Source organism: Ideonella azotifigens, assembly GCF_006519715.1.
GTDB classification, from domain to species: domain Bacteria; phylum Pseudomonadota; class Gammaproteobacteria; order Burkholderiales; family Burkholderiaceae_C; genus Ideonella; species Ideonella azotifigens.
In genome coordinates this window covers 25120-36737 of the sequence record NZ_VIDT01000006.1, presented here as the reverse complement: position 1 = coordinate 36737, position 11618 = coordinate 25120, and the positions used below count along the sequence as shown (strand labels likewise).

6 protein-coding genes and 2 pseudogenes are annotated in these 11618 nt (G+C 64.2%); 5 read left to right on the top strand and 3 right to left on the bottom strand.

Going from position 1 to position 11618, the window contains the following annotated elements:
- Positions 1 to 37 precede the first annotated feature (37 nt).
- Both FKP22_RS33625 and FKP22_RS33620 read left to right on the top strand, forming a co-directional pair.
- Positions 38 to 202 (top strand): annotated as a pseudogene (locus FKP22_RS33625) (thiamine pyrophosphate-binding protein); the annotation flags it as partial.
- A gap of 50 nt (positions 203 to 252) precedes the next feature.
- A pseudogene (locus tag FKP22_RS33620) lies at positions 253 to 327 on the top strand (class II fructose-bisphosphate aldolase); the annotation flags it as partial.
- Positions 328 to 568: 241 nt separating this feature from the next.
- Here the strand turns inward: FKP22_RS33620 and FKP22_RS01170 are convergent.
- Complete coding sequence (locus tag FKP22_RS01170) at positions 569 to 1315, bottom strand: spermine/spermidine synthase domain-containing protein (protein ID WP_141284375.1); 747 nt, start codon at positions 1313 to 1315, stop codon at positions 569 to 571.
- A gap of 178 nt (positions 1316 to 1493) precedes the next feature.
- On the opposite strand from FKP22_RS01170, the gene FKP22_RS01165 reads away from it, so the two are divergent.
- Positions 1494 to 1691, top strand: coding sequence for a ribbon-helix-helix protein (locus FKP22_RS01165; RefSeq protein WP_141284373.1), 198 nt, complete (start codon positions 1494 to 1496; stop codon positions 1689 to 1691).
- 329 nt (positions 1692 to 2020) lie between these two features.
- Here FKP22_RS01165 and FKP22_RS01160 read toward each other — a convergent pair whose 3' ends face one another.
- Together FKP22_RS01160 and FKP22_RS01155 are read right to left on the bottom strand one after the other, a co-directional pair.
- Positions 2021 to 2650, bottom strand: a complete 630-nt coding sequence (locus FKP22_RS01160) for a response regulator transcription factor (RefSeq protein WP_233446791.1) — start codon at positions 2648 to 2650, stop codon at positions 2021 to 2023.
- 23 nt (positions 2651 to 2673) lie between these two features.
- The gene (locus FKP22_RS01155; protein WP_141284379.1) at positions 2674 to 4581 is read right to left on the bottom strand and encodes a PAS domain-containing sensor histidine kinase; all 1908 of its coding nucleotides are present in this window, start codon (positions 4579 to 4581) and stop codon (positions 2674 to 2676) included.
- Positions 4582 to 5511: 930 nt separating this feature from the next.
- Between FKP22_RS01155 and FKP22_RS01150 the strand changes: the two genes are divergently transcribed.
- Both FKP22_RS01150 and FKP22_RS01145 read left to right on the top strand, forming a co-directional pair.
- Positions 5512 to 8367 carry an ATP-binding protein gene (locus FKP22_RS01150; protein ID WP_141284369.1) on the top strand — a complete coding sequence of 952 codons (2856 nt, stop codon included), beginning with the start codon at positions 5512 to 5514 and terminating at the stop codon, positions 8365 to 8367.
- A gap of 14 nt (positions 8368 to 8381) precedes the next feature.
- Positions 8382 to 11516: a sensor histidine kinase gene (locus tag FKP22_RS01145; protein ID WP_141284367.1), complete on the top strand. Its 3135-nt coding sequence runs from the start codon at positions 8382 to 8384 to the stop codon at positions 11514 to 11516.
- Positions 11517 to 11618 lie beyond the last annotated feature (102 nt).

The window sequence follows — 11618 nt, the reverse complement described above, 5'->3', positions numbered from 1 at the left end:
TCGCAACGCCGGGTCGAATTAGGCGCTCAGGACGGCGCTGCGCGACATCGACGGCCACGACGCAAGCTCCCTTGACCGCGCGCTGGACGCGGCGCGAGCCGCCGGCCGCCCGGTGCTCGTCCGCTGCGGGACGACCATCGGCCGAGGTTCGCCAAATCGCGCTGGCAGCGCGGATGCGCATGGTGCACTGCTCGGCGACGCCGAGATCGCCCTGACACGCCAGGCACTCGGCTGGACATCGCCGCCGTTCGAGATTCCGAAGCCGACTTCCTTGCCCGCACCGGTGTCGATGCCCTGGCCATCGCCATCGGCACCTCGCATGGCGCTGCAAATTCAGCGGCAATCACCACGGCCAGGAACAAGCAGCTCCCTTCGGTGGCGATGTTGCTGATGTCGCCACCCACACTGCGCCGTGCAGTTGCATCAGCTTTTGCACCCGGTCCTTGCCCATCCGCATGCCTCGGGCCAGCAATTCCTTCGAGGTTTGTCTTCTCGACAGTGAATTGGATGGGCACAAACCGGACAGGATGCCCGCTCAACACAGCCTGGCTGCGGTGGCGCCGTCGCCTCAATCCTTGAGCGCGGACGCGATCAGCGCAAAGGCGGCCAGCAGTTGCTTCGCAGCCACCACATCCAGGTTCTTGGGGGGACGGATGATGCCGGGCGGGAGTTGCTCGAACGGATGGCCCTTCCTTGCAAAAACGATGCTGTTGCTCAGTTCGCCATCGTCCACGACCAGCACGGCGTCGTTGAAACTGCGCCGGATGCGCTCCAGGTGCTTGTCGTAGCTGATGTGCCCGTAGTGCAGGTTGACCACCATGATCCCGTCCGGCTGCAGCATCTTGGCGCAGTCGTCGTAGAAGCGCTGCGAGCTCAGGCGGGCCGGCTGGCCCTGGCTGTCGAAGCCATCGACCATGAGCACATCGGGCCGCGTTGCGCGCAGCCGCACGAACTGGGCACCGTCGCCACGCAGTACCGTGAAACGCTCGTCGTTGGGCGGCACGTGGAATTCATCGCGCAGCGCAATCACATGAGGGTTGATCTCGACCACCTGAATGCGTGCCCGCGGCAGATGGCGGTAGCAGAACTTTGCCAGCGAGCCGCCGCCGAGTCCGATCATCGCGATGCTCTCCGGATCGGGGTTGAAGAGCAGGAAGCCCATCATCGTGCGCGTGTATTCCAGGTCCAGCGCATGCGGGTCCTGGATCAGCATCCGGCTCTGGATCTCGCAGATCGAGAAGTGCAGGGCTTTGGAGCTCAAACTCTCGTAAACGAACGGCTTGACGAATTGCGCCGACTCTTGGGTTTCTGGCATGGCGGGGCAGGGCAAGCAGTGAGGCGATGAGGGAGGACCAGAAGTGAGGCAGAGGAAGAAGCGCCAGAACGAGGGTGCTGCTGGCCGAGGTCTCTGCCGTAACCGTGCAATCTAATTTGCTCTGGATGTTACTAAAATGATAATGTAAATGGCATACGGAAAGACACACGGAGATCGCATGGAACTCAAAACTGCGCGCCTGACGGTGCTGGTCGACCCCGCCAAAAAGAAGGCCTTCGAAGCTCTTTGCGCAAGGCAAGACGTGACGCCGTCTCAGGTGGTCCGGCGGTTGATTCGGGACTACTTGGATCACCATGGCGTGAGCTTCGTCCCGAGCGGGGTGGACCAAGAAGACGAAGCCACGGCGAAGCGCTGAGCCATCGCGATGCCGTTGCCGACGACCTTGGCCAGTTGGGCCCGGCGCGCGCACGGCGCGCGCTCCATACCGACGACCATGCGGCCTGTCTTGCCTTGTGGCGTCTGCCCGGCAATGGTCGTCGTGGGTACGACCAACCAGGACGCCATTTGCAGGACGCCGGCGTGCTGCTCGTCTGGTGCGGGTTGGCGCCGGAACGCGTGACGATTTCCGTGCGCCCTGCGGGCCATGGCTACCGCTCTGCGCACCGCCGCATCCAGACCTCGGGTCCGCGCGGCCTTCCCAGGCGTGGCGGGCTGTGAGCCCATTCGTGGGCCGACCGTGCCTGGCTACTGCGGCCCAAGCGGACCGGCGTCCCCGCTCTCGTGGCCGCCTTCCTGGCCGAGAAAATCCGCCATCCGTACCAGCTCAGGCACCGATTCGGCGCCCATTTTTCGCATTACCTGACCGCGATGGAGTTTGACCGTGGCCTCGGCGATGCTCACTCTTTCGGCAATCTGCTTGTTCAGCAGGCCTGCGGTGACCAAGGCCATCACCTGGCGCTCACGGTCTGTCAGAAGTGCATGCCTGGCCTGCAGCGCCGCCATGCGTTCGATGTCCCTGCGCCGTTTTGCCGCCTGTTTGATGGCGCGGTTGACGGCTTCCAACAAGTCCTGTTCGCGCACCGGCTTGGCGAGGACGTCGACGGCGCCTGCCTTCATTGCACGCACGGCCATCTGGACATCGACGTGGCCGCTGATCAGGATGACTGCTTGAGGGGAGCCGCTTCTCGCCAGGGCTTCCTGGAACTCGAGGCCGCTTTGCCCGGGCAGCCGAATGTCGAGCACGACGCAACATGAGCCTTCCGGCGGCTCGGTTGCAAGGAACGCCTGCACAGACCCGTAGGTCCTGGTGAGCAGACCCACCGACTCGAAGAGGCCTCGCAAGGCCTCGCACACGCTGGCGTCGTCATCGATCACGACGACGGTTTCCGACCTTTGGCTCATTCCATGGCTCCCACTGCCAAAGGCACCGTGAAACTGAAAATGCTGCCGCGCGGCACATCATTCCTGGCGGAGACCGTTCCGCCATGGGCTTCGACGATGGAGCGGCAGATCGACAAGCCCATGCCGATGCCGCCTGGCTTGGTGCTGAAAAAGGCGTCGAAGATGCGGTCCAGGTCGTTGCGCTCGACACCGGTGCCGGTATCGATGACGCTCACCTCGCCAAACCCGTCTTCACGCGCGGTACTGCAGATCGTCAGGCGCTTGCCTGCTTGCTCGGTGTCTGCCATCGCTTCCACGCTGTTCATCAGCAGGTTCAGCAGCACTTGCTGCAATTGTGTGCGGTCGCCAAGCACCGTGAGGGGTTGCTGCCCGACGTCGAAGCCCGCATCGACGCCGCGTCGCCGGAACTCGCCGTTCAACACCAGCAGGACGTCACGAATCGCCTGATGCAGGTCCATGGGCGCCATGCGCGCGGGCGCCTTGCGAGCGAGTGCGCGGATGCCGGCCACGATTTCTCCGGCGCGATGTCCCTCCCGGACCACCCGCTCGGCCGCCTGCCGCGCACGAGTGGCGTCGAATTGCGCCTCGTCAAGCCAGCGCATGCAGGTCCCTGCATCGGTGACGATGGCCATCAGCGGCTGATTCACCTCGTGTGCAATCGACACGGCCAGCTCTCCCAGGGTGGTCATGCGTGCCACGCGGGCCAGCTCGTTCTGGCTCTGGCGCAGCTCATCTTCCGCGCGCTTGCGATCTTCGATGTCGATGAGCGCCCCATACCACTTCACGACGTCCCCGTTGGCGTCCAGCAGAGGGCTCTGTCGAAACGTGAACCAGCGGTATTCCCCATCAGACCGACGAACGCGTGCATCGATCTCTTCGCCGCGCTTGATTGACCGGACCCTCTCCCAGCGGCGCAGCATGTAATCCAGGTCCTCGGGATGGAACATGCGGCTGTAGCCTTCTCCCACCACGTCTTCGTACCGAAGCCCGCAGAAATCGAGCAGGTTCTTGCTGAAGAAATCGACGTAGCCATCCGGTTCGGAAGACCATGCCATGACGGGGATGGTGTCGATGATCAACTTCAGGCGTTGCTCGCTGGCCTTGAGTGCGTCTTCGGCGCGCTGAAGATCTTCGAAGTCGACATTGGCACCGACCCACCGGACCACGCCGTTCGCGTCGGTGATCTTGCGCCCGGAAAAATAGAACCAGCGGTACTCGCCATCGAATCGCCGGATCCGTCCCTTCAGGTCCATGCGGTCGCGCGTCTCCAGCGCGTCTTTCCATGTCTCGACCATGCCCGCCACGTCGTCGGGGTGGTAGAAGTTGAGGAAGCCCCACTCGAGAATCTGCTCGGCCTCCACGCCCGCGTATTCGGCCCAGCGTCGATTGACAAACTCAGCGGTGCCATCTGGCCGGGCCACCCACGCCAGGACAGGCAGCGAGTCGACGATGAGGCGAAGGTTCTGCTCGCTGGCCACCAGGGCCGACCGAGCCTCCTTCAGGGCTTCTTCCGCGCGCTTGCGATCTTCGATGTCCAGGACGACGCCATACCATTTCGCGACCTTGCCGCTGGGGTCCCGCAAAGGGTTCTGCCGAAGTGTGAACCACCGGTATTCACCATCGGCGCGCCGAATCCGGCCATCGATTTCCCTGACGCGCTTGGACGCCATGATCTCCTGCCACGCGGCCAGAAGGTGGGGCATGTCATCCGGGTGAAAGATGCGATAGAAGCCCAAGCCCAGGATCTCGCTGGAAGAGAGTCCCACAAAGTCCAGGAAATGCTGGTTGCAGAAGTCCAGCATGCCGTCCGGCGTTGCCGACCAGGCCATCGCCGGTATCGTGTTGATGATGAGGTTCAGCCGCCATTCGCTTTCTGCGAGCGCCGCACCGGTGGGCTTCTCCATGCGGGTGTCGGCAGGTGGCCGCAGGTCGTTCAGCTCGCGGATCTCCCGGCACGCCAGACCCGCCTGCATGGCTGAGACCTTCAGACGCAGCCATTCCGAGCGCAGCGGAAAGCCAGCGCGCCGCGAGCCGACCACCAGCGAACCCATGCTGGCAATCTCGCCCAGCGGCACCGCCGCAACACCCAGCACCTCGCCGCCAACCACCATCGATGCCGACCCCAGTTGCGGGTGGGCCGCAAGCCAGGCGTCAATCGAAGGGACGAGATCTCCAGCGGGTTGAGTGGTCGAAAGGGCGTTGCCGGTCCGCAGGAAAAGATGGATGGTGTGGCTGAAGCGAAGGGCGGCGAAGTCCAGGCCGAGCATGTCGATCAGCGTCTCCAGCATGCTCTCGACGATGGCCGTTGGGTCCCGTCCCCGCCAGGTCGACGCAAGACGGACGAGATGTTCGAAGTCGTCGTCGCTCTGCCGCAATGCCTTGTCTTCAGCGACCGCGTGTGGAAGCGTCGCCTGGCGAGCCGCATCCAGCGGACCAGACGGTGATAGTTCACTCACAGAAGTTCCTCGCGGCTGGCTCAGCCAGGACCATGTTCCATCCGTGCGAGCGCAGCCGCTTCTCGCGCCCGGTCGCAGGCGAGCAGCTTACCGTGTGCCCGATGTCGCATCCAACTCGACCATGGTCTAGGGCTGCTCGACCAATCGCTAAGGGGCCACCGGATGGCAGCGGCGCGACGGCGTGGCAGGTGTCTGCGTGCTGCAATCGCCAGGCAGTCTGCACAAAGAGGAGGTGCAACTCGACCAAAGTCTAGCGTCGCCCCACCTCTCGTCGCCCATCGTCGACCAAAGAAGAATTGATCCGGTGTGCATCGGAAGATAGCCTTCACTTGCCGAATTGATTTCTGCAATTTTTGGTCGCGAGGAGTACGGAGAGTCATGAACCACGCGGCGGAGCAGGCTCGGAGGGCATTCGCCTTCGGGCCGTTCACCCTTTTGCCTGAACGACGGTTGCTGCTGAAAGGTGAAACGCCGCTGCGCATCGGTGGGCGTGCGCTCGACATTCTCACCGCGCTGGTCGAGCGTCCGGGGGAGATGGTGACCAAGCGGGGACTCATGGCGCGCGCATGGCCGACCACCATCGTCGACGAGAGCAATCTCAAGGTGAACATGGCTGGCTTGCGGCGCCTGCTTGGCGAAGAGGGTGGCGCCCCCCGGTACATCGCGACCGTGATCGGCAGAGGCTATCGGTTCGTGGCCGATGTTCAGTTCTCGGGATTGGCCGAATCCTTGGTGGACCATGCGCAGCCCATGCGCAAGCACAACCTGCCCACCGGCACGACACGGGTTGTTGGAAGGGCGGAAGTGATCGCCGCCCTGCAGCAGGACCTGGAAGGATCGCGGCTCGTGTCGCTTGTCGGGCCGGGCGGCATCGGGAAGACGACAGTTGCGATTGCCACCGCTGACCGCGCGCTCCCGTCGTTCAAGGACGGTGTTTGGCTGGTGGACCTCGCGCCGCTGAAGGATTCGTCGTTGATCCCCAATGCCATCGCGACCGCCATCGGCATGGCGGCGCATTCGGCCAATGTGCTCGCCGCGCTGTGCAGCTTCTTGCGTGATCGAGAGATCCTGCTGGTGCTCGACAGCTGCGAGCACATCATCGACGCCGCAGCCACTTGCGTGGACCGCCTCCTCACGGAGGCTTCGAAAGTCAGGATCCTGGTCACCAGCCGGGAGCCGCTCAGCTTGCAGGGCGAGCGGGTTCGAAGGCTGCCGGGATTGAAAACACCACCGGTCACACCGGCGATCAACCGAGCGCAAGCCGTGGCCTTTCCGGCTGTGGAGCTCTTCGTCGAACGCGCGGTGGACAGACTCGAATCGTTCAACCTGAGCAATGCGGATGCCCCCGCCGTGGCCGAGATTTGCCGGCGTCTGGACGGCCACGCGCTTGCAATCGAGCTGGCCGCCACGCGAGTCGATGTTTTCGGGATCGGCGAAATCCTGGCCCGGCTCAACGACCGATTCCGGCTGCTGAAAGGACGCCGGTCGGGTCCGGACCGGCACCAGACACTGATGGCGACCATCGACTGGAGTTTTGATCTCCTGTCGAACAACGATCAGAAAATCTTGTCTCGGCTTTCCGTGTTCGCAGGCGCGTTCACCTTGGCGTCCGCTTGTGCTGTTGCCGCTGACGACGGCATTGACCGCGTCAAGGTGGTCGAGGGCGTGGCCAACCTTGTCGCCAAATCGCTGCTTGCGGCGGAGCCCGGCGAGATCGAGCTGGCATATCGGCTGCTCGACACCACCCGCAGTTATGCGTCGGAGAAGCTCGCCGCACACGACGAGCCGGACAGTGCTCACCTGCGCCATGCACTGCATTTCCTCGAGCTGGCTGGGAATGCAAAGGCAGATGATGTTCGTTTGACTGGGCCGGACTGGCTCGCTCGTCACGCCGAAAAGATCGACGACATCCGCACCGCGATTGGCTGGGCTTTTGCCGGCTCGGCACACGCTGCACTGGGCGTGAAGCTCACCGTGGCGGCAATCCCGTTCTGGGAACGCTTGTCGCTGTTCGAGGAATGCCGGCTGTTCGTGAAGCGGGCACTGGAGAACAGCCTCGGGACCGACCGAACCAGGCAGGACGAACTGACCTTGTGCCTGGCCGCCGGTGGGGCGCAATTGTTCACGCGCGGTCCGATGCAGGAAGTCAAGGACCTCTTCACGAAGGCTTTGGCGCTTGCCGAAGAATTGAACCGTGCGGACCTGCGGCTGGAATGCCTCAAGAGACTGTCGGAATACCATTTGTGGGAGGGCGACTCGCGGTCATCCCTGGCACTGTCCGCCGAGATACGAGCGCTCGCAAGCGCGGAGGGGGACCTGATCTCGGTCGCCAATGCGGACGCTCACGCGGGATCTGCCTTGCACTACCTGGGCGACCTGTCTCAGTCGCACCGCCACCTTGAAGACTTCCTCGCGTCACCGGTTCAAACGCGAGCAGGCTGGGAGACCGCCCGATTCCAGTTCAATCAGCGTCTGGAGGCCCGTGGATCCTTGGCGTTTGTGCAGTGGTTGCTCGGTTTTCCAGAACAGGCCCTCGCGACCGCAAAGCGCCATCGCGTAGAGGCAGAGCAAAGTAACCACGCGGTGCCCATCTGTTCCGCCATTGCAATGACCGCAGCGCCTCTTGCCATCTATACCGGCGACTTTGCTGGTGCGGAGCAGGCCTTGAATTTCGCCGCACGGCATGCGGCAGCGCATGGCTTGCCGATGTGGGGCGCCATGACCGAGTGCGTGCGCATCAAATGGTTGCTCGATTCCGGCCGCGAGGTTGACCTGAAGCGGTATGAGGAAACGCTGGTCCAGATTCGCGACGGCAGCGTTGGCATTCGATATGCGCCATTCATTGCGAACCTGGGTCACGTGCTGTCGCTGCGCGGCGATACCACGGGTGCGCTCGCGAACATCGACGAAGCGCTCTCGCTTTCCGCCAGCAGTGGTCAGGTCTGGGGCATCCCCGAGATGCTGCGCCTGAAAGGAACATTCATCGAAGCGGGCAGGCAGGCAGGGTGGGCCGATGCGGCGGCCGAGTGCTACCTCCAGTCGATCAACATGGCACACGCGCAAGGGGCGCTCGCCTGGGAACTGCGTTCGGCAACCAACCTGGCGGCGCTGTGGGCAGATTCCGGCTCCCGCGGTCGGGGCAAGGACATGCTGTCGTCCATCTACCGGCAATTCAACGAGGGGTTTGAAACGAAAGACCTGCGAAACGCACGCCGCATCCTCGAAGCGATGTGAGTACGACGCGACGCTTGCCCGCACACCACCATGGCCAGCACCCGTCGCAGGCGCTCGACTTCCTCATGACCTGGCGGTGCCTGCGCGCCTGGAGCGTGTGCCTGGTGCAGGCATTCCTGGTCAATGCGCTGACCTTTCCGGCCGCGCAGGCATTGCCTGCGCAATACAGCGTCTCGCAGCTCTATCACACGCAGTGGACCGTCCATGATGGCGTGCCGACGGGCATAGAGGCCATCGCCCAGACGCCCGACGGCTTTCTGTGGCTGGGTACCTCGGGTGGGTTGTTTCGCTTCGACGGTGTGGCGTTCGAGCGCTTCTCCGGCACGAACGAGGTTTCGCTCCTGTCGCAGGACATCTATTCATTGCACGTGGCGGTGGATGGTGGCCTGTGGATCGGGCACCACCTCGGCGGCGTGAGCCATTTGCAGGGTGGCCGCCTGGTCAACTACGGCCGGGCAGAGGGGTTGCCCGCTTCGTCCGTGACGGCCATCGGGCATGCAGGGGATGGGAAGGTATGGGCCGGGACGACACGAGGGCTGTTCCGACTCGAAAGCGGGCGGTGGCAGGCGGTGGGCGCCGCCTGGAACGCGCCGACAGGCCCCCTGGAGGCGCTTGTTGTCGATCGCGATCGCACCTTGTGGGTGAAGGGTAACGGGCAGATCTTCTATCTCAGGGACGGCGCGACACGGTTCGAGAAATTGCCGATCACGCTCGGCAAGTCCGTGTTCATCACCATGCTCCTGGCGCCCGGCGGCGCGGCCATGTTGTGCACTTCGGGGCACGTGCGCACGCTGGCGCTGAAAGTGCCGCTCGGCGCCAGCGCGTGGGTGCCGGAATGGCACGACAGGCAGGTCACCGTCAGCGAAGAGGCCACGTGTGTCTTCGACAGGGAAGGCCACTTGTGGGTTGGGGGGAGCGAGGGCGCGAGCCGTTTCCCACCGTCCTCGGAGAACGCAGCATCCACGGCCAATGGGTGGCGCGGCTACAAGGCGGATCTCGCGCCTTTGACCGGCGAATCCGTCTCGGCCGCGCTGGAGGATCGGGAAGGCAATCTGTGGTTTTCAACCCGCGCCGGACTTGATCGCTTTCGTGCGCCGGCCCTGTTGAAATTGCCATTGGATGTCGGATCGAACGAGTTTTCACTGGCGCCTGCGGGTGAGCGCGGCGCATGGATCGGCACGTCGCGGGGCAACATCTTTCGCGCCGGGCCGGTCTCCCGGACGCAGATCGACTTCAACAAGTTGGCGGGCGTGGGAGTGGATACCGTCTACAGCAGCGCTGCGGGCTCGCTGTGGGTGGCAGGTGGGGATTCGATCTGGGAGCTTCAGCCTGATCGCCGTTGGCGGCGCTCGGCCCGGCCTGGCGCACAGGGTGGCCCGGCTGCTTACGCCTACTCCAACATCCAGACCATGACACAGGACGCCCAAGGTGCCATGTGGGTGTCCGTGCTGCGGGTTGGTGTGTACCGGGTGGTCGGGGATGCGTGGACCTTGTGGGGCGGACGCACCGACATGCCCACGCAAAACACGACGGCCTTGTTCACCGACACGCGGGGCCGGGTCTGGTTCGGCCATGACGATGGCACGGTGGCGGTCCTTGACGGCGACAGCCTGGCGATCATGGCCTCGCCGAAGGACGCTCAGCCGCAAGCGAGCCTGGGCGCCGTGGCTTCATTCGGGCAGCAAGGCGATCGCATCTGGGTCGGCGCCGAGAAAGGGCTGTGGCACCTGGAGGGCGGTGTGCTGCGGCCTGTCACGGGAACCCGCGGCGCGTTCATCGGGGTCTCTGGCATCGTGCCGGGTCCGACCGGTGACCTGTGGCTGAGCACGGTCGAGGGCGTGGTGCACATCACCGCCGATGAGTTGGCCCCGGCGCTCGGCCGGCCTGAACGTCCCGTCCGCTATGCGTTGCTGAATTACCTGGATGGCTTGTCGGGGCTGCCAGTAGCGGCGATGGGCAATGGCGGCCGCATCTGGTTTTCAACGGTCAACGGTGTCGTCTGGACCGAGCCCTCGCGCACGGCGCGCAACGTCATCGCCCCCACGGTGATCATCAAGTCGATCGTTGCGGACGGCACCGTGTACGCCTTGCAACCAGGCATGCCCACGCAACTGCCGGTGCACACCCGCGATCTGAACATCTCCTATACCGCGACCAGCCTCACGATGCCCGAGCGCGTGATGTTCCGCTATCGCCTCGGCGATGGGCATGGCGAATGGCAGGAGGTCGGGACACGCAGGGAGGCGTACTTCAGAGACCTTCCGCCAGGCCACCATCGTTTCCAGGTCCTCGCTTCCAACAACGACGGCGTGTGGAATGAAACGGGCGCCAGCATCGAGTTCGTCATTCCCCCCACCTTCGTACAGACGCCCTGGTTCATCGCGCTGTGCGGTGCAGCCGCCGCTGCGGCATTGGGGCTGCTGTACTGGTCGAGATTGCGCTCGATCAAGGCTCGCTTGCGCCTGCGGTTGGAGGAGCGGATGGTCGAGCGGGAGCGCATCGCGCGCGAACTGCACGACACCTTCCTGCAAGCCGTGAATGGCCTGGTGTTGCGGTTCCATGCGGTGATGGAGCGCATCCCGCCGCACGAGCACGCCAGGGGCTTGATGAAAGACGCGCTGGATTGTGCCGACGAAGTGATTGCAGACGGGCGTGATGCCGTGACGAACCTGCGTCTGGCGACAGCCCGTCCGACCGACTTTGCGCAGGATCTGAAACTCATCGGCGAGCGTTGGTCGCGCGACACCGGCATCTCCTTCGACATGCGCATCGAGGGCCCGCTGCGCGAACTCGATCCTGTCGCCGTGCAGGAATGCCAGCGCATCGCCACGGAAGCCATGAGCAACGCGTTTCGCCATGCGCAGGGCACGCGCGTCGAGCTTCGCATTGCCCATGCGCCCAGGCAGTTCCATCTGCAAGTCACAGACGACGGTCACGGGTTCGAGCCGGACCAGCCGCACGCCAGACGCTGGGGCCTCATCGGCCTGCAGGAACGGGCGCAGCGGTTGAACGCGCGTTTGCACGTGAGCTCGGGTGGGCAGGGCACCACGGTGGCCATCGAGGTGCCGGCAAGGATCGCCTACAAGCGAAGGCGGCGCTCCTGGGTCGGGCGGCGCGTTGGTGCGCGTTGCCTTGCCGCAGAGTCCTGAGTCGGACGGGACGCCCCATGCGCATCCTTGCACGTGCGCTGCTGCGGAGGAGCGACTGTCGGCGGCTGGGGGGGCATGAGATTTAACCGCGGTTAACTGGCC